We start from the raw sequence: 24447 nt of genomic DNA on the forward strand, positions 1-24447 counted from the left end.
GTATCCCGACCGTACCCTTCCTGCCCATGACCCCGGATCATGATCACTCGCCCGGCGTGGGTGGTCGTACCCCGATCGGGGAGCTGGTGCGGTCCCACCGCCTGGCCGCCGGTCTCACCCAGGTCGACCTGGCGCAGCGGGCCGGGGTCGGCGTGCGGACGGTCCGTGACCTGGAACGCGGCCGGTCGCACCGGCCGCAACGCACCACCACCGAGCTGATCGCCGGGGCGCTCGGCCTGACCGGCCAGGCGCGGGCCGGCTTCCTGGCCAGCGCCCGTGGCCAGGCCCTCCCCGCCCCGACCGCCCCGGGTGGCGGCGGCCCGCCGCACCGACCGGTCGTCGGCACCGTCCTGCGGGACCTCGACCTGCCGGGTACGCCGATGGCGCTCCCCCCGGCGGTCGAGCTGATCGGCCGGGAACGGGAGCTGACCGAGCTGACCGGGCTGCTCACCGGCGACGGCTGGCCCCCGGTGCTGAGCCTGGTCGGCCTGGCCGGGGTGGGCAAGACCGCGCTCGCCCTGGCCGTGGCGCACGCGGTGGCGCACGCCCACCCCGGCGGGGTGGCCGGCGTGCTGGTCGGCACCGGCTCCGACGGCAACGACGTGCTCTCCGCGGCCTGCGCGGTGCTCGGCGCGGCCCGGCTCGCCGAGTTGGCCGCCCGGCTCCGGGGCCGCCCGGCGCTGCTGCTGGTCGACGCGGTCGAGCGGGCCCCCGACCCGGTGGCCGAGGTGCTGCACCTGCTCGTCGCGGCGGTACCCACCCTGCGGGTGGTGGTGACCGGACGACACCCGGTCGGCCTCCCCGGTGAACTCGTCCGCCCGGTGGCCCCGCTGGAGGTGCCCCCGGCCGACGTGGTCGACCCGGACGAGCTGGCCCGCTGGCCGGCGGCGGCCCTGTTCACCACCCGACTGACCCGGGTCCGCCCCGAACCGCCCGGCCCCGACGAGCTGCCCGCCCTCACCGCGCTGGTGCGTCGGCTCGACGGCCTGCCGTTGGCGATCGAGCTGATGGCGGCCCGTGGGCGGATCCTCGACCTGCCCGAACTGCTCGACCGGTACGGCGACCGGGTGCTCGACCTGGCCGGCCCGGAACTCGGCGGGCGGGGTTGGGAGGCCGCGCCGTCGGGTCGGGCCGGCGAACCGGCCCGCACGACGGTGGCGGTGACCCTGCGGGAGGCGGTGGCCACCAGCTACCGGCTGCTCGACGACGGGGAACAGGCCGCCCTGCGTCGACTCTCGGTCTTCGCCAACCGGTGGTCGGTGGAGCTGGCCGAGGAACTGCTCGCCGACGACGTCGACCCGGATCCGGCGACGGTGGTCGATCCGGTGCCCCTGCTCGACCGGCTGGTCGAGTTGGGCCTGCTCAGCGTCCGGGGTGCCGGGTCGCTGCGGTTCCGCCTGCTCGACGCGGTCCGCGAGTACGCCGTCGAGCAGGCCGCTGGCCGGGGGGAGTTGACCGCCGTACGACGCCGGCACGCGGTGGTGATCACCCGGCTGGTGACCCGTACCGCGCCGGATCTGGTCGGCGCGCGACAGCCCACAGCCGCCCGCCGGCTCGACGAGGCGACCGGGGACATCGGCGCGGCACTGGCCCACGCCGCCGGGGACGACCCGGTCACCGCGCTGCGGTTGGCGGCCCGACTGACCCGCTGGTGGCGGATGCGGGGGCGGGACGTCAGCGGTCGGCAGTGGCTGCGGCGGCTGCTCGCGGACCCGCGTACCGCCGATGCCGATCCGGTCCTGCGGGCGTGGGCGCTGCTCGGGGTGGCCCGGCTCGCCGCCGAGCACGGCGCTGCGGCACAGGAACTGCCCGCCGCCCGCGCCGCGCTCGTGGTGCTCGCCGGCCGGGCCGACGTGGCCGGTGAACTGACGGCACGGATCGTGCTCGGCACCCTGCTGGTCGCCACCGGGGGCTACGACGAGGCGGCCGAACAGGCGCACGCGGTGCTGACCCTGGCCACCCGGCACGGCCGGACCCGGGACATGGCCGTCGCCCAGCACCATCTGACCTGGCACGAGATCCGCCTCGGTGACCTGCCGGCCGCCCGACGTCGACTTGCCGCGGTGGACCGGCTGGCGGCCCAGTGCGGGGAGCCCCGGCTGCGCCTGCTGGCCCGCGCCGACCTGGCCGAGGTGGCCCGGTTGGAGGGCCGGCACGGCGACGCGGTGGAGCAGGGTCGGCGGGTGGTCGCCGCGTTGGTCGGGGTGGGGGACCCGGGGCACCGACGGCGGGTGCTCGGCACGGTGGGCCTGGCGCTGGCCCGGTCTGGCCGGGTGGACGAGGCGGCCGAGGTCCTGGCCGAGCTGCGCTGCGACGGTCGTCCGGGGCCGTCCGGGACCCGGACGGCGGCGGAAGCGGGGACGGTGGTGGGTCGTCCGGCCGGGGGTGGGCCGGTCCGGGCGGAGGAGGGGGTGTGCGCGTTGATCGAGGGCACGGTGGCGCTGCACCGGGGGGACCGGGAGCTGGCTGCGGAGTGGTTCGCGGTGGCGGTCGCCGCCGGGGAGCTCGGTCAGGACCGACGGGACGTGATCGAGGCGCTGGTCGGGCTGGCCGCGAGCACCGGTTCCGCCGAGGTGCGGCAGCGGTTGGCGCAGGTGTGCCGGCGCAGCGGCATCCGGCTGCTGCCGGAGGAGGAGAACCTGCTGGCCTAGGTGCGGGAAAGCCCGTCGGTCGAGGCGCGGGAACGCCCGTCGGTCGAGGCGCGGGGGTGGCGCGAGCGAACAAGCCCCCTGGTCAAACCCCTCGCTCAATCGCTCGCGCCGGCACCCCCCGGTGCTCCCCCCGCGTGATGAAGGCTAGCCAGCCGGGACATCCGATTTGTGGGGATCGGCGAGTGTGCGTCCGGTGGGTCGAACGGGTTCTGCCGCTTTTTCTGCCGGTGGGTCGGCCGGGCCCCTGCCGGCGGGTCAGCAGGCGGACGTCGGCTCGTCGGTGGGTGCCTGGTCGGTGCTGCCGGCGGTCGCCCCCGGGTGGACGGCGTCGCGTACCCGGCGCAGCCCGTCCAGCATCGCGGCCAGGGTCTCGGGTTCGAGCTGGCCGGTGAACCACTGCTCGATGATCCGCAGGTGACCCGGCAGGGTCTCGTCCAGCCGCTGCATGCCGGCCGGCGTGACCACCGCGTACGAGCTGCGCCGGTCGGACGGGCAGGCGCGACGGCGCAGCAGCCCGTCGCGTTCCATCCGGTCCACCACCCGGGTGACGCCGCTGGTGGACAGGGAGGTCTGGGCGGCGAGGTCGGTCATCCGCAGCTGGTTGCCCGGGGAGCGGGCCAGGCGCATCAGCACCTCGAACTCGACTGCGGAGACGTCGTGTTCCTCGTACTGCGCGGTGAACCGGGCGGTGAGCCCGGCGTGCGCCTCGACCAGGAGGCCGACGGCGGTGATCCGGGGGTCGTCGAACACGTTTTCGTTCACCAGGCCATCCTAACAGTGCTTGACACGGGGAATATTGTTGCGGCTATAGTTGCTCAGGCAGTCGTTGGGCTACTAAACAATCTTCCCCGGAGGGCAGTTACATGACCAGCACCGAGTCGGTTACCCGCGACTGGGACGGCCTGACCATTCCCGCCGCCGGCACCTACCTGCTGGACGCCGCGCACAAGCGGGTGGGCTTCGTCGCCCGGCACATGATGGTCAGCAAGGTACGCGGCGAGTTCGCCGACGCGACCGCCACCATCACCGTCGCCGAGGACCCGTTGCAGTCCGCGGTCACCGCCACCATCCAGGCGGCCAGCATCAACACCGCCCAGGCGGACCGGGACGGCCACCTGCGCAGCCCCGAGTTCCTCGACGTCGAGCAGTTCCCGACGCTGGAGTACCGCAGCACCGCCGTGAAGTCCCACGACGGCAACGAGTTCGTCCTGCTCGGTGACCTGACCATCAAGGGTGTCACCCGTCAGGTCGAGCTGGAGGTCGAGTTCGAGGGCGTCGGCCGCACCCCGTTCGGCACCGACGTGTTCGGCTTCACCGCCAGCACCGAGATCGACCGTGAGGAATTCGGCCTGACCTGGAACGTCGCCCTGGAGACCGGTGGCGTGCTGGTCGGCAAGAAGATCAAGATCGAGATCGAGGGCGAGGCCATCCGGCAGGCCTGAGCCACCCCGTCCTCGCGCCCCCGCTCTCCACGAGCGGGGGCGCGACGCGTACGGGTGTGGATTGTCACTGACCGGCGACGGCGCTCCCGGTGCCGGGGCGACGGCGGCGGGGTAGAGAAGGCGGCAAGCGCATACCCGGTGGGCACTGGCCCCGGCGCGTGGGCGCTCTTACCGTTGTGGTTCACACTGCGCACCGGGACGCTCACCGTCCCGGGCGTCTCACGCCGGGAGGAAACAATGGGTAGGGACGTCGAGCAGGGCGCCTTCTCCCGGGAGGACCGGATCCGCTACCGGCAGAAGGTACGGCGGTGCCTGGACGTCTTCGCGTTGATGCTCGACGACTTCGGCTTCGACGCCGACCGGCCGATGACCGGCCTGGAGATCGAACTCAACCTGATGGACCCGGACGCCGAACCGGCGATGCGCAACGACGAGATCCTCGCCGCGATCGCCGACCCGCTCTTCCAGACCGAGCTGGGACAGTTCAACCTGGAGCTGAACGCGGCACCCCGGCTGATCGAGGGGGCCGGGTTCGCCAACTACGAGACCGACCTGCGCAGCAGCCTGGACCGGGCCGACGAGCGGGCGGCCAAGTCGGACGCCCGGATCGTCATGGTCGGCATCCTGCCCACCCTGACCGAGCAGCACCTGGTGGCCGACAACCTCTCCACCAACGAGCGCTACCGGGTGCTCAACGACCAGATCGTCGGTGCCCGGGGCGAGGACATCGAGCTGGACATCCGGGGGGTGGAGCAGCTCCGTACGCACACCGACTCGATCGTCCCCGAGGCCGCCTGCACCAGCCTCCAGTTCCACCTCCAGGTGGCCCCGGACAGCTTCGCCGACTATTGGAACGCCTCCCAGGCCATCGCCGGTGTCCAGGTCGCGGTGGGCGCGAACTCGCCGTTCCTCTACGGCCGCCAACTGTGGGCCGAGACCCGGATCGCGCTGTTCCAGCAGGCCACCGACACCCGCCCGGACGAGCTGAAGGCCCAGGGGGTACGCCCCCGGGTGTGGTTCGGTGAACGCTGGATCACCTCGATCTTCGACCTGTTCGAGGAGAACGTCAGGTACTTCCCACCACTGCTGCCGATCTGCGCCGACGAGGACCCGGTCGAGGTGCTGCACGGTGGCGGCGTCCCACAGCTGTCCGAGCTGCGGTTGCACAACGGCACCGTCTACCGCTGGAACCGCCCGGTGTACGACATCATGAACGGCCGTCCGCACCTGCGGGTGGAGAACCGGGTCCTGCCGGCCGGCCCGACCGTGGTCGACATGCTGGCCAACGCCGCCTTCTACTTCGGGTTGGCGCGCGGGCTGGCCGAGTCGGACCGGCCGATCTGGAGCCAGCTCACCTTCAGCTCCGCCGAGGAGAACTTCCACGCCGCCGCCCGACGGGGCATGGACGCGGTGCTGCACTGGCCCCGGCTCGGCGAGGTGCCGGTCACCAAGCTGGTCCTGGACACCCTGCTGCCGAAGGCGGCCGTCGGGTTGGACCGGTTCGGTGTCGCCCCCACCGAGCGGGACCGCCTGCTCGGCATCATCGAGCAGCGCTGCCGTACCGGCCGCAACGGCGCGGTCTGGCAGACCGAGACGGTGTGGGCCGCGCAACGGCACCGCAACCTGGACCGCGACGCCGCGCTGCACCACATGGCCAACCGGTACGCCGAGCTGCAACGCAGTAACGAGCCGGTGCACACCTGGCCGGTCGGCTGATCCCCTTTTCCCGCCTGCCCTTTTCCGCCCCGCCCCACCCCTTCCGGTGCCCCGACGAGTCGGAGGGCCGGGAGAGACGCGGGTCGGAGAGGGCCGGGAGAGACGCGAGCCGGGAGAGGGCCGGCATCCGGGAAGGTCAGGGGGTGCGGCGTCCGGGGCGGGGCCTGGGCACGCCGGGCGGGTCCGCCGGCAGGCTGGCCGGCGACCCGGTGTCCTGCTCCGGAGACCCACTGGCCGGCAACCCGCCGGTCGGAGACCCACCGGCTGGCAGCCCACCGGCCGGCGGAGCCGTCGGGGCGGCCCGACCCCGGCGGACCGGCCGGGCCCGTCCCACCGCCGAGGGCGTCGGCTCCCCGACCGGGGTGTCGGTCGGGGTGGCCGGGGGGTCCGCCGGGGCGGCCGTGGGATCGGCACGTGTGTCCGGGTCGACACGGGCGTCCGGGTTGGCCTGAGCGCCCACGTCGGTGCGGGCACCCACGTCGGCGCGGGCGTCCTGGTTGGCCCGCGCGTGCTGGTCCGCAGGGGCGTCCAGGTCCGCAGGGGCGTCCACGTCGGCGCGGGTGTCCGAATCGGACGGTGGGACCGGATGGGTGTCGGCCGGCCGGTCGTCCAGCTCGCCGGTGCGGGGGTGCGGTACGGATGCCGTCCGCGCGGCGGCACGCCGCTCGGCCCGCTGGGCGAGCGAGGCCACCAGCACCGACCCGGCCGCCCCGACGATGACCGCGTACGGCGCGACGAGGTGGGCCGAGACCTGGGCCGGCGAGATCGTGGCCAGCCGGGGGACGGCGAGGAAGTAGGCGACGGCGACGAGCAGCGGGCCGGCGGCACCGGAGACCACCGCACCGAGTCGCAGCTCCGCCCTACGGGCGGCCCGCCGGGCGGCCAACGCGCCGATCAGCAGCGCCGAGCCGAGGGCGAGCAACGCTCCTGGCCAGTAGAGGTGGTCCCGCAACCAGAAGCGGGGGCTGTCCTGGGCGATCTGCCAGATGCCGAGTTGGGCGCTGGTCAGCCCCCGTCCGGCGAGCACCCCGTCGACGACGGAGACCACGGCCAGCAACCAGAGCCAGCCGACGGTGGCGGTCACGTTCGTCGCCGCGGCCCGGGAGTGCAGCGTCCACACCGCCACCACCAGCCCGATGAGTACGCCGACCCCGGCGTATCCGGCCGCGACGGTCTGCGGCGAGAAGGTGTCCGGCACGGAGGCGGCCCGGGACGGCACCGCGACCAGCAGCACGGTGATCAACGCGCCGACCGCGCCCGCCACCGCGAGGGTGACCCGGTGCAGGGCACCGCCGGTCTCGACGTCCGTACCGCGTTCGTGCAGCCGCTGGGCGCAGACCGCCCCGCCGACGGTGGAGACGGCGGCGATCCAGGTCGCCCAGGCGAGACTGGCGAACCAGGACGGCTCGGTGGCCCCGACGTCGACCGGTGCCCAGTTGATGATGCCCAGGCCGTAGCCGAAGCCCAGTTGCGCGGCACCCACGCCGGCGGCGACGCCCACCGCCGTGAGCACCGATCCTCCCCAGCTCCGTCCCGCCATGCCGGGACTGTAGCGTCCCCTGGTCGGGGCGGCGAGTCGGACGAGCGGCGGAGCACGGCCGGTGACCGGTGGGCAGCGGCCGGTACCGTCTCGGGGACGAGGCGGGAGCGGCATGGACGACGAGTACACCGAACAGGACACTGCGGAACGCGACCGGCCCGGCCGGGGCAGGCTGCTGCTCGGCGGCACCCTGGCGACGGTGCTGCTGGCCGCCGTCGGTGGCACCGTCGGGTGGGTGCTGGCCGACCCCGGTACCCCCGACACGGGGGCCACCCCGGCGGCGGCGGGCCCCGGACCGGCGAGCCCGTCCGCCGCGCCGACCACCGCCCCGCCGACCACCGCGCGGGCCACGACGCCCCCGCCGCCCGCCGCGACCAAGGGTGGCCTGACCGTGCCCCGGCTGGTCGGTCTCGATTTCGAGAAGGCGCGCGACGAACTGCACGACCGCAAGCTCGGCTGGCGGCTGGTCTTCGGCACCGGCTCCGGGCGGACGGTGGTCCGTACCGTGCCCGCCCAGGACACCTCGGTCCGGCCGGGCACCACGGTGCGGGTCGAGGTCAGCGGGCCGGCCCCCGAGGTCGAGGTGCCGGACCTGGTCGGCGAGGACTGTTCGGACGCGGCCGACGAGCTGGGTGACGTCGGCCTGTTCCCCCGGTATCCGACCGGGAACCGGGGCGAGGTCACCGCCCAGGTGCCGGCGGCCGACGCGACCGCGCACTGGAACGACGCGGTGGCGATCTCCTGCGGTGACGGTCCGACGCCGACGGCCGAGGCGACGCCGACGGGGTAGGGGGCGGGTCGTCGCGTCCATCCCGGTGGATGGTGCCTCCGACCGTTACGTTGGGGGCCGAGGGCCACGACCGTCTGGCCGGCCGGGGACACCGACCCCGGGTCCGGGGCCTACCGCCCGCCAGGTGGCGAGAGGACGTGCGATGAGCGACGACCGCCAGGAGCCACCCGCCGACGACGCGACCCGCCCGCTGCCACCGGCACGACCGGGGGCCGGTGGGCCGCCCGACGCCACCGCCCGGCAGGAGCCGGTGGACGCGACCCGTCCGTTGCCGCCGGTCGGTGGCGGGCCGGCCGGTTCGCCGGTGTGGTCCGGGCGGGCCGGGGTGCCACCGCCGCGTCCGGACGAGCCCCGGGAGCCGGCCGAGTGGTACGGCGAGGATCAGCGCGGCCGGCGCTGGTGGACGCCGATCCTGCTGGGCGTCCTCGGGTTGCTGCTGCTCGGGCTCGTCGGAGCAGGGATCTGGCTGGCCCTGCGGGCGGTGGATTCCCCGTCGGACGAGACACCGACCCCACCGCCGACCGCCCCGACCACGACCGCCCCGACCCGTGCCCCGACGACGAGCGCGCCGACCACCGCAGCGCCGACGACTCCGCCGACCACCCCGCCGACGACCGGCCCCGCCGCCATCGCGGTGCCACCCCTGGTCGGGCTCTCCCAGGAGACCGCGGAGAACCTGCTGGGTCGACTCGGCCTGTCCTCCCGGGTGCAGACGCGGGAGTCGGACCGGCCGGCCGGCACCGTCCTGTCCACCGACCCGGGGCAGGGTGAACTGGTGTCGCCGGGGGACGAGGTGACCCTGGTGGTGGCCGCCGAGCCGACGGCGTCGCCGACCGGGGCCGGCACCGCCACGCCGACGGCCAGCCCCACCGGGTGACGGTTCCGCCGCCGGCCCGGGTCGACGTCCGTCGCCGCGCCACCCTGCCGTCTGGTGCCTACCGGGCCCGTCGGGGGCTCACCACATCCGGCGTCGGGTGCCCACCAGACCCAGACCGGCCAGGGAGATGGCCAGCCCGAGCAGACCGGAGTAGAAGAGCGACTGGGCGACGGTCTGCGGGTCGTCCGAGGGACGTCGGGGCTCGGTGAGCGTGGACGTGCCGCCGCCCACCCCCGACTGCGCGCCGTTCGGGTCGGCCATCGGTCCGGCGGCGGCGTCGGCCGGTCCGCCGGGGCCAGGGGCGGCCGGTTCGCGGGCGGCGGCGTCGGCCGGTCCGTCAGGGCCAGGGTCGGCCGGTTCGCGGGCGGCGGCGTCGGCCGGTGCGCCCGAACCTGTGTCGGCCGGTGCGGCGGAGCCGGGGTCGGTGGGCGCGGCGGTGTCGCCGGCCGGGAGGTCGCCCTGCCCGACCACGGTGATCTCGGGCGCCGGTACCGGCTCGGCGAGCCGGGTGGCCGATGTGGCCGGGTAGTGGGTCACCACCGCGACGGTGATGACCGCGCCGATCAGGGCGAGCAGTCCGAAGGCGTATCGGATACGGGACCTGTGGTGCCGCCGCGCGGCGGGCAGATTGACCATGGCCATCCCAGGTTCAGGGGCCGGAACGCGCGGGGTGGAGACGTTCGCCGGGGTGGGCGTACCGAGTCTATGGCGGCGGTACGCCCTCCGACCTGGTAATCGGGGAGTCAGCCCACCGCGATCGGTGCGCGGTTGACCGGCCGGCGCGAACGGGCGGGGTGCTGACGGGGCACGGTCGCCGCCCGGAGCTGGGTCAGTCCGGCCTGCTGGACGAAGATCGACCGGCGGCTGACGGCGTCTCCCGACGCGTTCAGCTGGTAGCCGTCAAGCCAGAGCCAACCGTCGTACGTCGGCCAGTCGAGCACCCGGATCACCCGGAAGGTGATCGGCCTGAGGAACTGCACGCTGGCGGCACGCGTCACGTGCAGAACGTCACCGGAGCGGGGAAGCACATGGGCTCCTGGGAGGGTATGGCCGGCGTCGCGGGCCGGCCGGTGCGGAACGGGGACGAGGTGCGGGTCCGGCGACGGGGTTGTGCCTCGCGGGCCGGTGCTCGATGTGGTGCTGGTCGGGCCGTACCCGCTGGTGGTGGATCGCCACCCGACCATCACCCGGCTGCTCACGGGTGTTACCGCTCCCACCGCCGCAGCCTCCGGGCGTGCAGCGGTGGGGTCATCAACCCGAGGCAGGTCTCGATGACACAACTGGTCCGGGGCGCCCGCCGGCCCGTCCGCTCCCCCGGTAATGATCACTCGGTGAGATCGGTCGAAAGCGGTGAGTTACTCGAACCATACGGACAGACTGCATCAGCGTCGTGCTAGATGCAAGTTGCACGTCGACTTTTGCCGATACGTGAGTGCGACACGTGAACCGGGCGCTTGATCACGCCGACTCCGGGGCGGCACACTGGACGCCGGTTCCGCCCGCCGCGGCCGGTCGGCGACCGGGCTCCACCCCTGCCGCGAACGATGCCCGCCGCCCACGGTCGCGCCCTTGGCGGTAATGGACGCGGGCGCGATCGACCGGAGGTAACCGGGTGGGCCCGAGGCACCAGCTTTCCCCGTCAACAGGACCCGGGGCGCCCCGATGAGCGAACGGCGGAGCCCGACCATCCGGCGTCGCCGGCTCGGGGCCGAGCTGCGCCGGCTGCGCGACGGTGCCGGGATCACCATAGAGGCGGTCGCCGAGCAGTTGGAGTGCTCCGCCTCCAAGGTCTCCCGGATCGAGACCGGTCACACCTCGGCGACCCCGCGTGACGTCCGGGACATGCTCCGCATCTACGGGGTGGTGGGCGCGGAGAGCGAAGAGCTGGTGCAGATCGCCCGCGAGGCGCGGCAGAAGGGCTGGTGGCACCCCTACAGCACGGTGCTCGTCGGGGCGTACGTCGGCCTGGAGGCGGCGGCCGGTTCCATCCGGGCGTACGAACAGCAGGTCGTGCCCGGTCTGCTGGAGACCGAGGAGTACGCCAGTGCGATGATCCAGGCGGCCCGTCCGGACATCTCTCCCGATCAGGTGCAACAACGGGTGCGTGTCCGATTGGGCCGTCAGTCGTTGTTGACCCAGGACGATCCGGTCGATCTGTGGGTGGTGCTCGATGAGGCGGTGTTGAGTCGGCCGGTGGGCGGCGACGCGGTGATGCGTGGTCAGCTCAGACGGCTGGTGGAGGTGGCCGAACTGCCGAACGTGACGCTGCAGATCCTGCCCTTCGAGGTGGGAGCGCACGCCGGCATGGACGGGACCTTCACGATTCTCGGTTTCCCCGACTCGGTTGATCCGGATGTCGTGTACGCGGAGAACGCCACGGGTGGGCTCTTCCTGGAGAAGAGCGACGAGCTACAGAAGTACAACTTCATCTTCGATCAGATTCAGGCAGCGGCCAGGCGACCGGAGGAGTCCATCGCACACATCGCAGAACTGGCAGAGGAGCCGTTGTGGAAATGGCGACCAAGAGGTTCCCCGAGGACCTGACGCAGGCGACCTGGTTCAAGAGCTCAAAAAGTGGGCCGAACTGTGACAACTGCGTCGAGGTAGCTTACGTGATCGGGGCGGTCGGGGTGCGGGACTCGAAGGACAAGACAGGTCCCGCCCTCGTATTCGCCCCCGGGGAATGGAACGCCTTCGTCGCCGACGCTCGGAACGGCGCGTTCGGCCAACACTGACCAACGCAGCGTGGCGTTGACCGCGGGTCGGTCGGGGGACACTCCCCGGCCGGCCCGTCGCCACTTGCGCCCCCGCATCGTTGAACCCCTCGGTACGGCGCTGGTCGATGACCCGCCACACGCGGCGGCAACCAAGCGAGGCAGGCGAGAGCACATGACGACGATCGGTTCAGAAAACCTCACCCACGGCCCGGGCCGGGTCGAGCGCTTCGGCGGCAAGTACCGCAGCGCCCGCCGCGACACGATGCTCACCGAGGTGGGCGCCGGCGACACCGACTTCGATGACGACGGTGTCCTCGCACCCGAGCAGGCCGGGCCACCGATGACGTCGCTCGACCCGAACCCGCTCGCCGAGCCGTCGTTTCCCAGGGACACCTGGGAAACGACGGCACCCGAGTCGATGATCGACCACCCGCTGCTGCGTGGCCTGCTGCTGGAGTTGCCGCCCAAGGGGAGCGTACCGCCGCCCGGCTGGCTGGACCGGTGGTTCGAGGCGACCCGGGCGATCTTGGAACTGCTATACGTGCAGGGAGCCGGCCGCAGCCGGTGAGGCGGGCAGGCCGACCAGCGCGGGTCCGGTGCCCGGCAGCGTCCGCTCCGTGAGCCGGTTGTGCCGCAGGCCGTGGCGTACCCCGATGGCGAGGACGGCCAACCCGCCGAAGGTGAGCGCGACCCCGGTGACCCCGTTGCCGGCACCCAGGTCCAGCCCGGCGGCGGTGAGCAGCCCCGGCACGGTGGCCAGCGCGGTCACCTGCACCGGTAGACCGACCAGCGGGTGCCCGGCGGCGGCCCGCAGACCGTACGGCGCGGGCGTCTCCGGCGCGGCGGCGAACGCGCCCGCGCCCGCCCGCAACCGGCGGACCCGGCGCACCGTGCAGACCGCCACCGCGAGCGCCGGCACCGCCACCAGTGGGAGCTGCCCGGCGGCCCGGTCGACCGGGGTGTCCCCACCGCTGACCGTGCCGGCGACCAGCACCGTCGCGGTCAGTGCGAGCCCGGCCACGGAGAGGGCGAGCAGCCATCCGGTACGCCGTCGCAGCGCGCGGGCCCGATCCAGCCGGGGGAGGCCGTCCGCCACGACGCCGGCGGCGAGCCAGACGGCGGCGATCGACAGCAACACGATGAGATGCCCATCCATGGACACAGCCTTGCCCACAACGGCGGGCGGCGAATCCGGGACGAGCCCCTGTTCCCACCCCGGAGCATCCCGTAGGGGTGGCCGTGTCCCGGCCGGTCGGCCCAGCGGCACGGAACCGACCGGGTCGTCGTCCCGGCCGGTCGTCCGCAGTGGACGGATCAGACCGCGAAGGTCGCCGGCCGTTCGGTGGCCGGGGCCGGCGGACGGGCCTGCCACAGGCCGGTCTTCTGGCCGGCGAGGCGGGTCAGGTAGGCGGGGTTGAGGATGACGTACCGCCGCCAGAGCCGCTTCGGCTCCAGGCCGAGCCGCCAGAACCACTCCAGGCCGGCCCGCTGCATCCACGGCGGCGGCTGCCGGAGCAGGCCGGCGTGGTAGTCGAAGGCCGCGCCGACGGCCATCAGCGGCATGTCCAGCAGGGGTCGCATCGCGTACGTGAAGACCTCCTGGCGGGGGCAGCCCAGGCCGACCAGGACCAACCGGGCACCGCTGGCCCGGATCCGGTCGGCGATCTCGACGTCCTCGCCGGGCTGCACCGCGCGGAACTTCGACGGCTCCACCCCGGCGATCTTGAGGGCCGGGAACATCCGCTCCAGCGCCGGGATCAGCTTCGCCAGGGTCTCCTCGGTCGAGCCGTACAGGTAGACCGGCAGGCCCTCGTCGGCGAAGCGGCGCAGCACGTGCAGGGTCAGCGTCGGGCCGTAGACCCGGTCGGCCAGGCCGGCGTGGTGCAGCAGGTTGAGCGCCCAGCGCACCGGCTGGCCGTCCGGGGTGACCACGTCGAAGGAGTTGAGCCGGGCGTTGTGCGCCGGGTCGAGCACCCCGGTCATCACCCCGTGCACGGCCAGCGCGGTCAGCGCCAACGGCCGGCGGTCCCGGGCCGCCGCGACGACCTGCTCGGTGGCCGAGGCGTAGTCGGTGGCGTCGACCAGGACGCCGAGGACGTTGCGCTTGCCCTGTGCGGTCATGCTCCCGGCACCCACTTGTCGACGTTGGCCTGGTAGATCTCCCGCATGATCATGGGTACGTCGTAGACCTGCTTCCAGCCCGGGTAGTCGGCCTGGAACGCCTCGTTCGAGCCGATCCACCACTTGTGGTCGCCGATCCGGTTCGCGTCGACGTACTCGGTGATCATCTCCTGGCCGGTGATCTCCTCGGCCAGGGCGAACGCCTCCCGGTTGGAGGTGTTGGAGTGCCGGCCGCCGCCGAGGTTGTAGACCGCCGCCGAGCGGGGCGCCCGGAAGAACGCCTCGAACGCCGACACCACGTCGGAGCTGTGGATGGCGTCGCGGACCTGCTTGCCCTGATAGCCGAAGATCTTGTAGGTGCGGCGCTCCATGTTGGCCCGCATCACGTACCCGAGGAAGCCGTGCAGCTCGGTCGCCGAGTGCGCCGGGCCGGTCAGCGTGCCACCCCGGAAACAGGCCGTGCGCATGTCGAAGTAGCGGCCGTACTCCTGCACCATCACGTCCGCGGCGACCTTGGAGGCCCCGAAGACCGAGTGCAGGCAGGCGTCGATCGACATGTCCTCGCGGATGCCCTGCTCGTACGGGTGGCCCGACTCGATCTCCCAGCGGGTCTCCTGCTCCACCAGCGGCAGGCTGTTGGGGCGGTCCCCGTAGACCTTGTTGGTCGAGCAGTGGATCACCGGCGCCTCGATGCAGTGCTCCCGCACGTTCTGCAGGACGTTGAGGGTGCCACCGGCGTTGACGTCGAAGTCGGTGAACGGGTCCCGTACCGCCCAGTCGTGCGACGGCTGGGCGGCGGTGTGGATCACCACGGCGATGTCCCGGCCGTACCGGGCGAAGAGCTTGCCGAGGGTGTCCCGGTCGCGGATGTCGATGCTGTGGTGCGCGTACGCCGACCCCAGCTCGTCGGTCAGCCGCCGGACGTTCCACGCGGTCGAGGCCTCGGCGCCGAAGAACTCCTGCCGCATGTCGTTGTCGATGCCGACCACGTCCAGACCGAGCCCGGCGAAGTGCCGGACCGCCTCGGAACCGATCAGACCGCCCGACCCGGTCACCAACGCGACACTCACACGACACCCCTGGTCAAAGGTAGGAGGCTGGAAAAACCACCGGAGCATAGCCTGACGTCCGGTACGCCCCGATACGAAGTGAGGGCCCCGCGACTGCGGAGCCCTCGTCTGGTGGTGGGGATGGGGGGAGTTGAACCCCCACGTCCTTTCGGACACACGGACCTGAACCGTGCGCGTCTGCCATTCCGCCACATCCCCGTGGCACGACCGTCGAACGCGGTAGTGCGCGTCGACTCCGCCGTCTCCGGCGGGCCGGCAACATGCTACCCGGTCCTGCGGTCTCGCCTCGACCGGTTACCGTTCCTGCGAGCGGTCACCCTTCGTGGCGGACGAAAGAGTAGCACGGGCCTGGGGGCCGCTCCGAACGGGCCGCCGCGCGGTGGCCGAGCGGCGCGCGAGCTGCGCGCGCGCCGTCCAGATACCATCATGTCCTCGGGACCCGAGGAGGAGCCGGTGAGCGTGCTGCAACGCTTCGAGAAGCGTCTGGAAGGCCTGGTCGAAGGGGCCTTCGCCAAGGTCTTCAAAGGGGTGGTCCACCCCGTGGAGATCCTCAACGCCATGCAGCGGGAGGCCGAGGCGCACAAGGCCATCCTCGCTGGTGGCCGCACCCTGGTGCCCAACCGCTACGTGATCGATCTCTCCCCGTACGACCACAGTCGGTTGGCGCCGTACGCCGCTGCGTTGGCCCAGGAGCTGGCCCAGTCTCAGGCGGAGTTCATCGGTGAGCAGGCGTGGACGGTCTACGGCGACGTGATCGTCGAGGTCGAGCGGGGCGAGGGGCTGGACACCGGCATGTTCCGGGTCACCGCTGAGGTCTACACCGGCGGCGAGGTCGCCCCGGTGTCCTCCCCGGGCGGCTACGACCCCGGCCCGCCGGCCTACCCGGCGTACGACCAGGGCGGCGGCTACGGCCCGCCGCCCGGCCACGGCGGTGGCGGCGCGCGCAACGTCCGGCTGGTCTCGGGCGACGGCCGCACCTATCCGTTGCAGATGGGCTCGACCGTGATCGGCCGGGGCGACCAGGCCAACCTGCGCCTGCCCGACGTCGGGATCTCCCGACGGCACGCCCGGCTGGACTTCGACGGCGGCCAGGTGGTGCTGACCGACCTCGGGTCCACCAACGGGACCATGGTCAACGGCCAGCGGGTCTCGGCGGTCGCCCTCAACCCGGGCGACATGATCCAGCTCGGCACCACGACGCTGACCTTCCGCGTGGACGGCTGACCCGCCTTGCCGGAACTCGTCATCACCGTCGCCCGGTTCGGGTTCCTCATCCTGCTGTGGATCTTCGTGTTCACGGTGGTGGGTGTCATCCGTCGGGATCTGTTCGCCGGTGCCCGGTCGGGCCGGCTGGTGGCCGCGCCGCGGGGGGTCGGCGCCTCGACCCAGCAGCAGGCGGCGAAACCGGCGAAGGCGAAGCGGGGCCGGGCGGCCCACCAGTTGGTGGTCACCGCCGGCCAGCTCGCCGGCACCCGGATCACCCTCGGCGAAGCGCAGATCACCATCGGTCGGGCCGAGGACTCCACCCTCGTCATCACCGACGACTACGCCTCCGCCCGGCACGCCCGGCTGGTGCCCCGGGACGGTCAGTGGTTCGTCGAGGATCTCGGCTCGACTAACGGCACGTACCTCGATCGCGCTAAGGTCACCGGACCAACCCCCGTCCCCCTCGGCGTGCCGATCCGTATCGGCCGCACCTCTCTCGAATTACGGCCATGACTCTGACCCTGCGCTATGCGGCCCACAGCGACCGCGGTCTGATCCGAGACGGAAACCAGGACTCCGTCTACGCCGGGCCGCGGCTCCTCGCCGTCGCCGACGGCATGGGCGGCATGGCCGCCGGTGACGTCGCCAGCAACATCGTCATCGGTGCCATGGCGCCGCTCGACGAGGACGTCCCGGGGGACGCGCTCGTCGACGCGCTGCGATCGGCCGTGGGCACCGCCAACCAGCAGCTCCGCGACACCGTGGACGCCAACCCGCAGCTGGAGGGGATGGGCACCACGCTCACCGCGACCCTCTTCTCGGGCAGCAAGCTCGGCATGGTCCACATCGGCGACTCGCGTGCCTACCTCCTGCGCAACGGCGAGTTCGCCCAGATCACCAAGGACGACACCTACGTCCAGATGCTCGTCGACGAGGGACGGATCAGCGCGGAGGAGGCGAGCAGCCACCCCCAGCGCTCGCTGCTCACCCGCGCCCTCGACGGCCGGGACATCGACCCGGAATACAGCGTCCGGCAGGTGCTGCCCGGGGACCGCTACCTGATCTGCAGCGACGGCCTCTCCGGTGTGGTGAGCGCGGAGACCATCGGCGACAGCCTCCGGGAGTACACCGACCCGCAGCAGTGCGTCGAGCGGCTGGTGCAGCTGGCCCTGCGCGGCGGCGGCCCGGACAACATCACCGTGATCATCGCGGACGCCACCGACCAGGACATCGTCGAGGCGAGCCCGATCGTCGGCGGGGCCGCCGCCCGGGACCGGGGGATGGCCACCGCGGCCGACGACTCCACCCCGGCGGCCCGCGCGTCGGCGCTGGCCGCCCCGCGACCGCCCGCCCCGGAGGAACCCGCCGCCAACCGGGACGACGACCCGGAGCGCCCCCGCCGGCCGCTGCGTACCGTGGCGATGCTGGCGGCCCTGCTGGTCATCCTCGGTGGTGGCCTCTTCGCCGGCTGGAGCTACACCCAGCGGCAGTATTACGTCGGGGCGACCGACAACGGGCAGCTCGCGGTCTTCCGGGGGGTCCCCGGCCAGGTCGCCGGCCTCGACCTGTCCAGCGTGAACTCGACCAGCCAGGCCAAGCTCGACGACCTGACCCTGGCCGCCCAGGAGCAGGTCAAGCAGGGCATCCAGGCCAAGAGCCGGCCGGACGCGCTGCGCCGGTTGGCCGAGCTGACCAGCGAGGACCCGGGCAACCCGAACCTGAAGCCGGTCTGCCCGCCGGTTCCCTCCCTCGTCACCGGCTCCCCGGTGCCGGCGAACTCAACGGTGCCGCCGAGCCCCGAGGCGACCAGCCCCGGCGCGACCGGCGTGCCGATCGTCACCGGCACCCCCACGCCGTCCACCACACCCGACGCCTCGGCCTCCGACGCGGTTCCGCCGGCCGGAGACCCGGCGGGCTGCCGGTCGCCCGAGTGACCGCCGGCTGAGATCCGAGGGACACCTTCTTGACCGCAGCGGCCCAGCCGGTAGTCTCGCCCGCCACGACGGGCGAGCGGCCCGGCGTACGTATGGCGCGGTCCCGGCGTAACGCCGAACTGTCCCTGCTGGCGCTGGCGATGGTGCTGGTGGCCGCGTACGGGGCGATCGTCGAGGCGAACCTGCTCGACACCGTCACCCGCGACTTCTGGATGCCGGCCGCCGCACTGGGGCTGGTCTTCTTCGGTATGCACCTGGTGATCAGGTGGTTGGCACCGTTCGCCGATCCTGCCCTGCTACCGGCGGTGGCCCTGCTCAACGGCATCGGGGTGGGCTTTCTGCGTCGCCTCGACCTGGGCAAGGCCGCTCCCGCCGACCGGGAGACGCTGGCCATCTTCGCCGGCACCGGTGGCCGCCAGCTGGCCTGGACGCTGGCCGCGGTGATCCTGGCCGCCGGGCTGCTGGTGGTGATGCGCGACCACCGGGCGGTCTCCCGGTACGCGTACACGCTGGGGTTGGCCGGCATCGTGCTGGTGATGATCCCGGCGGTGCTGCCCGGCCGGTTCTCCGAGATCAACGGCGCGAAGCTGTGGATCCGGGTCGGTGGGTTCAGCATCCAGCCCGGTGAGTTCGCCAAGCTCGCACTGCTTGTCTTCTTCGCCTACTACCTGGTCCGCAAGCGTGAGGTGCTGTCGCTGGCCAGTCGCCGCGTCCTCGGCATCGACTTCCCGCGTGGCCGGGATCTCGGCCCGGTGGTCGGGGTCTGGCTGATCAGCCTGCTGGTCCTGGTCTTCGAGAAGGACCTCGGCACGTCGCTGCTCTACTTCGGCATGTTCGTGGTGACGCTCTACATCGCCACCGAACGGGTCAGTTGGCTGCTGATCGGTCTCGTCCTCTTCTTCGGCGGCGCCTACCTCGCGTACGTGCTCGGTGGCACGGTAGGTGGGCCGTTCGCCAACTTCTACACCCGCGCGGAGATCTGGCTCGACCCGTTCGCCGAGCCGTACGACCGGGGTTACCAGCTGGTGCAGGGGCTGCTCGGCCTGGGCAGCGGTGGCCTGTTCGGGTCCGGGCCGGGTGCCGGGGAGCCGCTGGAGATCCCCGAGGTGCAGAACGACTTCATCTTCGCCGGCATCGGTGAGGAGATCGGCCTGTTCGGGTTGACCGCGCTGCTGGTGGTCTACCTGCTCGTCGTCGAGCGGGGGCTGCGGGCCGGGCTGGCGGTGCGGGACTCGTTCGGCAAGCTGGTCGCCGGTGGTCTCGCCTTCACCCTGGGGCTCCAGGTCTTCGTGATCGTCGGCGGGATCAGCAAGCTCATTCCGCTGACCGGTCAGACCACCCCGTTCCTGTCCGCAGGTGGCTCGTCGCTGATGGCGAACTGGCTGCTCATCGCGGTGCTGCTGCGTATCTCCGACGCCGCCCGGCGGCCGGTGGCCCAGGGTGGCGGCCCGGCGGCCCGGCCGGGTGGCGGCCCGCCGGAACAGCTGCACGGTGCTCCCACGGAGGTGATCCGCCCGTGAACGCGCCCCTGCGCCGCGTCGGCGTCGTCGTCATGGTCCTGTTCGGTCTGCTCTTCGCCAACCTGAACTGGATCCAGGCCTACAAGGCGGACGAATACCGCAACAGCGACTACAACGGCCGGGTCCAGGTGGCCGAGTACGAGCGCCGGCGGGGCAACATCGAGGCCGGCGGCACCGCCGTGGCCACCAGCAAGGAGACCGGCGGCAAGCTGAAGTTCCAGCGCAGCTACCCGGCGGGGACGAAGTACGCCCACGTGCTCGGCTACAAGCCGGTCAACCTGGGTGACACCGGCATCGAACGGCTGGAGAACGACTTCCTCGCCGGCACCAGCGACGCCCTGCTCGGCAACCGGATCAAGGACATGTTCACCGGCGACGAGAGCGGCGGCGGCAACGTGCTGCTGAGCATCTCGAAGCGGGCCCAGGACACCGCCTACGAACAGTTGCGCAACAACCGCAACGGGGTGAAGAAGGGCGCGGCCATCGCCATCGACCCGCGTACCGGTGCGGTGCAGGCGCTGGTCTCGATGCCCAGCTTCGACCCGAACCCGCTGGTCGACCACGACACCAACGTGGCCTCCGCGGCCTACAACAAGTACGAGCAGGACCCGGACGGCCCGCTGAAGAACCGGGCGCTGTCGGAGGTGCTGCCGCCCGGCTCCACCTTCAAGATCGTGATAGCCGCCGCCGCCCTGGAGAACGGGGTCGGCAAGGACACCGAGATCCCGGCCGGTCCCAGCTGGACCCCGCCGACCTCGGGCACGCCGATCCGCAACGCCGCCCCGTCGATCTGCCCGGAGGCGCAGGTCACCCTGATGGACGCGGTCACCGAGTCGTGCAACACCGGCTTCGCCCAGCTCGGCGTGAAGCTCGGCGCGGACACGGTGAAGGAGAAGGCCCGGCAGTTCGGCTTCGAGCAGGACGACCTCACCGTCGGGCAGCTCGGCGAGGGGGGCCTGCCGGTGGCGGCCAGCCGGACCGGCGACATGCAGAACCCCGACGGCGGCACCGACCCCGCCGCGCTGGCGCAGTCCTCGATCGGCCAGAACAACGTCCGGATGACCCCGCTCCAGGGGGCGCTGATCGCCGGTTCGGTCGCCAACAAGGGCCGGCAGATGCGTCCCTACCTGGTCAAGCAGCTCCTCGGGCCGGACCGCACCACCAGCTACTACAACGCCCAGCCCCGGGAGCTGCGCCAGCCGGTCAGCGGTCAGGTCGCCGACGACCTGCGGGACATGATGGTCAGCGTGGTCAAGAACGGCACCGGCAGCTCGGCGGACATCGACGGCTACACCGTCGGCGGCAAGACCGGCACCGCCCAGTCCGCCCCGGACCGGCCCGACCACGGCTGGTTCATCGGCTTCGCGCTGGACAAGAACGGCAACGCCGTCTCCGCGGTCTGCGTGGAGCTGGAGCAGGCCGGCAGCGGCGGCAGCGCCGAGGCGGCCCGGATCGGCGGCAAGATCATGCAGGCGGCCATCGCCGATGCGGGGGGCCGCTGACATGCTCAGCCCCGGGGTGCAGCTCGGCAACCGTTACCGTCTCGACGAGCGGATCGCCAGCGGCGGCATGGGCGACGTGTGGCGCGGCACCGACCAGGTGCTGGGCCGTACGGTCGCGGTGAAGAGCCTGCTCCCGGCGCTGCTCGACGAGCCCGGCTTCGCCGAACGGTTCCGGGGCGAGGCGCGCACCATGGCCACCATCAACCACCCCGGCGTGGTCGACGTCTACGACTTCGGCAGCGACCAGGAGATCGCCTTCCTGGTGATGGAGTACGTCGAGGGCGACGCCCTGTCGGCGACGCTCAGCCGGGTCGGCCGGCTCACCCCGGCCCGGACGATGGCGCTGCTCGCCCAGGCCGCCGACGCGTTGCACGCCGCCCACGAGAAGGGCATCGTGCACCGGGACGTCAAGCCGGGCAACCTGCTCGTCCGGCCCAACGGGACGCTGGTGCTGACCGACTTCGGCATCGCCCGGTCCGAGCTGGTCGGTCAGCTCACCGCCGCCGGATCGGTGCTCGGCACCGCCTCGTACATCTCCCCCGAGCAGGCCACCGGCGCGGTGGCCACCCCCGCCTCCGACGTGTACGCCCTCGGTGTCGTGGCCTACCAGTGCCTGGCCGGTCGGCGACCCTTCGAAGGCGACAACCCCCTCGAAATCGCCATGCGGCACGTCCGGGACACTCCCCGGGCCCTGCCCGGGGACATCCCGCCGCAGGTCAAGGCGATCGTGGAGCGGGCCATGGCCAAGGAGCCCGGCCACCGCTGGCCGAGCGCCGCCGCCCTGGCCGCCGTTGCCCGGCAGGCCAAGCAGGTCCTCTCCCAGCAGGCCCGAGCGGGGGGCGGACATCCCGGCCCGGTGTCCGGTGGTCCGGTCTCCGGTGGTCCGGTCTCGGGTGGCCCGGTCTCCGGGGCGGCGCCGGCCTCCCCCGCCGGCCCGATGGCCCGGGCCCAGGTGCCCGCCGTACCCCGGCAGCAGCCGGCGGCGCTGGCCCACCAGCACCGTCCGCCGGTCAGCGGGCAGGCCCGTCCGCCGGTCGGTGGGCAGTCCCGGCCACCCGTCAGCGGTCAGGCCAGGCCGCCGGTAGCCGCCCGGCACCCGCAGCCACCGGTGGCGCAGCAGCGCCCGCCGGTCCAGGCCACCCCGATGACCCGGCCCTATCCGCAGCAGCCCCGGGGCGCGGCGGCAGTCCCGTCGGCCCCGCTGCGTGTCGACCGACCCATGGGGTACGCCCGGCAGCCGCTCCCACCCCCGGCCCCGCCACAGCGTTCCCGGTCCGGCATGGTGACCCTGGCGATTCTGCTGGCGGTACTGGTGCTGGTCTGTTCCGGGGTGCTCGCCTACGCGGCGCGACAGCGGACCAGCGCCGGTGATCCCAGCGCGCCCCAGATGACGTCCGGCGCGCTGAGTGCCTTCGGACGCGACGATCCGGCCGGGACGTCGTACCGTCGGGTGGTACGGCTCGAACCGGGTGCCGGCGAGACGACGACGAGCGAAGGACGACGAACGCGATGACAGCCCAGGCCCGCCTGCTCGGTGGCAGGTACCAGGTCGGCGAGCTGCTCGGTTACGGTGGCATGGCCGAGGTGCACCGCGGCCGGGACCTCCGGCTCGGTCGGGACGTCGCGATCAAGATGCTCCGGACAGACCTGGCCAGGGACGCCACCTTCCAGATGCGGTTCCGCCGCGAGGCGCAGAACGCCGCCTCGCTGAACCACCCGGCGATCGTCGCCGTCTACGACACCGGCGAGGAGACCGCCCCGACCGGCGAGACCCTCCCGTTCATCGTGATGGAGTTCGTGAACGGGCGGACCCTCAAGGAGGTCCTCGGCGTCGAGGGGCGGCTCCAGCCGCGCCGGGCGTTGGAGATCTGCGCCGACATGTGCGCGGCCCTGGAGTTCAGCCACCGGCACGGGATCATCCACCGGGACATCAAGCCCGGCAACGTGATGCTGACCCAGACCGGTCAGGTCAAGGTGATGGACTTCGGCATCGCCCGTGCCCTGGCCAGCGGTGCCACCACGATGACCCAGACCAGCGCGGTGATCGGCACGGCCCAGTACCTCTCCCCGGAGCAGGCGCGCGGCGAGGCCGTCGACGCCCGCTCCGACGTGTACGCCGCCGGCTGCGTGCTGTTCGAGCTGGTCTGCGGTCATCCGCCGTTCGTCGGCGACAGCCCGGTCAGCGTGGCGTACCAGCACGTGCGGGAGGCCCCGCCGACGCCCAGCGACATCAACCCGGACGTGACCCCGGCGATCGACGCGATCGTGCTGAAGGCGCTGTCCAAGAACCCGCTCAACCGCTACCAGAGCGCCGGTGAGATGCGGGCCGACCTGCTCCGTGCCGCCGCCGGCCGGCCGGTGATGGCGACCCCGGTGATGAGCCAGGACGAGACCACCCCGATGGCGGCGGCTGCGGCCGGTTACCCGACGCAGATGGTCGGTCAGCAGACCCGGCACATCCCGGCCCGGGTCGGTGACCCGCAGCGGCGCAAGAGTTCCGCCTGGGTGATCGCGGCGTTCGCGGCGGTCGGGGTGCTGGCGGTGATCGCCCTGGTCGCGGCCCTGCTGATGAACGGCGACGAGACCAAGACGAGCCCGGTGCCCAACCTGGCGGGCAAGACGCAGGACGCCGCTTTCACCGAGATCCGTAACGCCGGTCTGGTGCCGGCGAGCGGTGACCAGGTCTTCGACAGCACCTGCAAGGTGGGTACGGTCGCCCGGCAGGACCCGCCGGCCGGCACCCCGCTGGCCGAGAACCGTCAGGTGACGGTGAACATCTGCGGCGGCAAGCCCGAGGTCAGCATCCCGACCGGCCTCAAGGGCAGCAAGGTCGACAGCGCGCAGGCTCGCCTGAAGGACGCGAAGTTCGTCGTCAACGTCGTGGAGAAGGACAGCGACGAGAACGAGGGCATCGTCCTCGACGTGTCCCCGCCTGAGGGGGAGAAGGTGCCGGAGAGCACCAAGGTGACCCTGACCGTCTCCCGGGGCAACGTCCGTGAGGTGCCGAACGTCAAGGACCTCAGCCAGGCGGAAGCCATCCGGGCCATCGAGAACGCCGGTTTCAGGGCCAACCCCGAACTCGGCTCGGAGGTGCCGGCGGACGAGGCCGGCAAGGTGCAGAGCCAGAACCCGAAGGCCGGCACCAAGAAGACGAAGGGGAGCACGGTCACCATCGTGGTGAGCGTGCCGGAGGTGACCGAGCCGCCGACCCCGCCGACCCCGACCACGCCGGTGCCGACCACCACACCGCCCGGTGACGGCACCGGGGGCGGGTTCCCGCTGCCGCCCACCCCGCCGTTCCGGGTCGAGGACCAGTGACCCGTACCCTGCGATGACGTTCAGGCCCGGTCCGGTTGGACCG

The 24447-nt window shown here is 72.7% G+C and carries 21 protein-coding genes, 1 tRNA gene and 1 pseudogene; 15 read left to right on the plus strand and 8 right to left on the minus strand.

Annotated elements, in window-relative coordinates:
* The first annotated feature begins 26 nt into the window (after window positions 1-26).
* Entirely contained in the window at window positions 27-2651 is a 2625-nt protein-coding gene (locus AB0K25_RS02060) for a helix-turn-helix domain-containing protein (RefSeq protein WP_219465434.1), read from the plus strand.
* Window positions 2652-2906: 255 nt separating this feature from the next.
* On the opposite strand, the gene AB0K25_RS02065 is transcribed toward AB0K25_RS02060, so the two are convergent.
* Entirely contained in the window at window positions 2907-3413 is a 507-nt protein-coding gene (locus tag AB0K25_RS02065; protein ID WP_219465435.1) for a MarR family transcriptional regulator, read from the minus strand.
* 101 nt (window positions 3414-3514) lie between these two features.
* Here AB0K25_RS02065 and AB0K25_RS02070 point away from each other — a divergent pair, with 101 nt between their 5' ends.
* Together AB0K25_RS02070 and AB0K25_RS02075 are read left to right on the plus strand one after the other, a co-directional pair.
* Window positions 3515-4093, plus strand: coding sequence for a YceI family protein (locus AB0K25_RS02070; RefSeq protein ID WP_208565216.1), 579 nt, complete (start codon window positions 3515-3517; stop codon window positions 4091-4093).
* Window positions 4094-4330: 237 nt separating this feature from the next.
* The gene (locus tag AB0K25_RS02075) at window positions 4331-5809 is read left to right on the plus strand and encodes a glutamate--cysteine ligase (RefSeq protein ID WP_219465436.1); all 1479 of its coding nucleotides are present in this window, start codon (window positions 4331-4333) and stop codon (window positions 5807-5809) included.
* Between the two features lie 658 nt (window positions 5810-6467).
* Here the strand turns inward: AB0K25_RS02075 and AB0K25_RS02080 are convergent.
* Window positions 6468-7349, minus strand: a pseudogene (locus AB0K25_RS02080) (hypothetical protein); the annotation flags it as partial.
* A gap of 112 nt (window positions 7350-7461) precedes the next feature.
* Here AB0K25_RS02080 and AB0K25_RS02085 point away from each other — a divergent pair.
* Window positions 7462-8139 (plus strand): PASTA domain-containing protein, encoded by a 678-nt coding sequence (locus AB0K25_RS02085; RefSeq protein ID WP_363817848.1) that lies wholly within the window; start codon window positions 7462-7464, stop codon window positions 8137-8139.
* A 142-nt stretch (window positions 8140-8281) separates the two neighbouring features.
* Entirely contained in the window at window positions 8282-9016 is a 735-nt protein-coding gene (locus AB0K25_RS02090) for a PASTA domain-containing protein (protein WP_219465439.1), read from the plus strand.
* Window positions 9017-9094: 78 nt separating this feature from the next.
* Here the strand turns inward: AB0K25_RS02090 and AB0K25_RS02095 are convergent, their stop codons facing one another.
* Both AB0K25_RS02095 and AB0K25_RS02100 read right to left on the minus strand, forming a co-directional pair.
* Window positions 9095-9652 (minus strand): hypothetical protein, encoded by a 558-nt coding sequence (locus AB0K25_RS02095; RefSeq protein ID WP_363818270.1) that lies wholly within the window; start codon window positions 9650-9652, stop codon window positions 9095-9097.
* Window positions 9653-9759: 107 nt separating this feature from the next.
* Entirely contained in the window at window positions 9760-10044 is a 285-nt protein-coding gene (locus AB0K25_RS02100) for a hypothetical protein (RefSeq protein ID WP_219465440.1), read from the minus strand.
* A 634-nt stretch (window positions 10045-10678) separates the two neighbouring features.
* Here AB0K25_RS02100 and AB0K25_RS02105 point away from each other — a divergent pair.
* The 3 genes from AB0K25_RS02105 (at window position 10679) to AB0K25_RS02115 (ending at window position 12301) form a co-directional block, all read left to right on the plus strand.
* Window positions 10679-11560, plus strand: coding sequence for a helix-turn-helix transcriptional regulator (locus AB0K25_RS02105; protein WP_219465443.1), 882 nt, complete (start codon window positions 10679-10681; stop codon window positions 11558-11560).
* A complete protein-coding gene (locus AB0K25_RS02110; protein WP_091253343.1) occupies window positions 11530-11751 on the plus strand; it encodes a DUF397 domain-containing protein in 222 nt (73 codons plus the stop codon). Before AB0K25_RS02105 ends, AB0K25_RS02110 begins: the two co-directional genes overlap by 31 nt.
* A gap of 154 nt (window positions 11752-11905) precedes the next feature.
* Window positions 11906-12301, plus strand: coding sequence for a hypothetical protein (locus AB0K25_RS02115; RefSeq protein ID WP_219465444.1), 396 nt, complete (start codon window positions 11906-11908; stop codon window positions 12299-12301).
* Here the strand turns inward: AB0K25_RS02115 and AB0K25_RS02120 are convergent.
* The 4 genes from AB0K25_RS02120 to AB0K25_RS02135 form a co-directional block, all read right to left on the minus strand.
* On the minus strand, window positions 12269-12889 hold the full coding sequence (locus AB0K25_RS02120) for a hypothetical protein (RefSeq protein WP_255597800.1): 621 nt from the start codon (window positions 12887-12889) through the stop codon (window positions 12269-12271). The genes AB0K25_RS02115 and AB0K25_RS02120 overlap by 33 nt on opposite strands.
* A 158-nt stretch (window positions 12890-13047) precedes the next feature.
* The gene (locus tag AB0K25_RS02125) at window positions 13048-13854 is read right to left on the minus strand and encodes a WecB/TagA/CpsF family glycosyltransferase (protein ID WP_363817853.1); all 807 of its coding nucleotides are present in this window, start codon (window positions 13852-13854) and stop codon (window positions 13048-13050) included.
* Complete coding sequence (locus AB0K25_RS02130) at window positions 13851-14924, minus strand: NAD-dependent epimerase/dehydratase family protein (protein ID WP_219465446.1); 1074 nt, start codon at window positions 14922-14924, stop codon at window positions 13851-13853. Before AB0K25_RS02130 ends, AB0K25_RS02125 begins: the two co-directional genes overlap by 4 nt.
* 112 nt (window positions 14925-15036) lie before the next feature.
* A tRNA-Leu gene (locus AB0K25_RS02135) sits at window positions 15037-15122 on the minus strand.
* A 228-nt stretch (window positions 15123-15350) separates the two neighbouring features.
* Between AB0K25_RS02135 and AB0K25_RS02140 the strand changes: the two genes are divergently transcribed.
* From AB0K25_RS02140 to pknB, 7 genes are all read left to right on the plus strand, one after another.
* Window positions 15351-16148 carry a DUF3662 and FHA domain-containing protein gene (locus AB0K25_RS02140; protein ID WP_208565226.1) on the plus strand — a complete coding sequence of 266 codons (798 nt, stop codon included), beginning with the start codon at window positions 15351-15353 and terminating at the stop codon, window positions 16146-16148.
* Window positions 16149-16154: 6 nt separating this feature from the next.
* Window positions 16155-16643: an FHA domain-containing protein gene (locus tag AB0K25_RS02145; RefSeq protein ID WP_208565227.1), complete on the plus strand. Its 489-nt coding sequence runs from the start codon at window positions 16155-16157 to the stop codon at window positions 16641-16643.
* A complete protein-coding gene (locus AB0K25_RS02150) occupies window positions 16640-18064 on the plus strand; it encodes a PP2C family serine/threonine-protein phosphatase (protein WP_363817857.1) in 1425 nt (474 codons plus the stop codon). Before AB0K25_RS02145 ends, AB0K25_RS02150 begins: the two co-directional genes overlap by 4 nt.
* 92 nt (window positions 18065-18156) lie before the next feature.
* Complete coding sequence (locus tag AB0K25_RS02155; RefSeq protein WP_208565229.1) at window positions 18157-19584, plus strand: FtsW/RodA/SpoVE family cell cycle protein; 1428 nt, start codon at window positions 18157-18159, stop codon at window positions 19582-19584.
* A complete protein-coding gene (locus AB0K25_RS02160; protein ID WP_219465448.1) occupies window positions 19581-21086 on the plus strand; it encodes a penicillin-binding protein 2 in 1506 nt (501 codons plus the stop codon). Before AB0K25_RS02155 ends, AB0K25_RS02160 begins: the two co-directional genes overlap by 4 nt.
* Before the next feature lies 1 nt (window position 21087).
* A complete protein-coding gene (locus AB0K25_RS02165; RefSeq protein WP_219470500.1) occupies window positions 21088-22599 on the plus strand; it encodes a serine/threonine-protein kinase in 1512 nt (503 codons plus the stop codon).
* Window positions 22596-24404 carry a Stk1 family PASTA domain-containing Ser/Thr kinase gene (gene pknB / locus AB0K25_RS02170; protein WP_363817860.1) on the plus strand — a complete coding sequence of 603 codons (1809 nt, stop codon included), beginning with the start codon at window positions 22596-22598 and terminating at the stop codon, window positions 24402-24404. The genes AB0K25_RS02165 and pknB overlap by 4 nt, the downstream gene beginning before the upstream one ends.
* Window positions 24405-24447 lie beyond the last annotated feature (43 nt).

The organism is Micromonospora sp. NPDC049257 (assembly GCF_040678915.1).
GTDB lineage: Bacteria > Actinomycetota > Actinomycetes > Mycobacteriales > Micromonosporaceae > Micromonospora > Micromonospora antibiotica.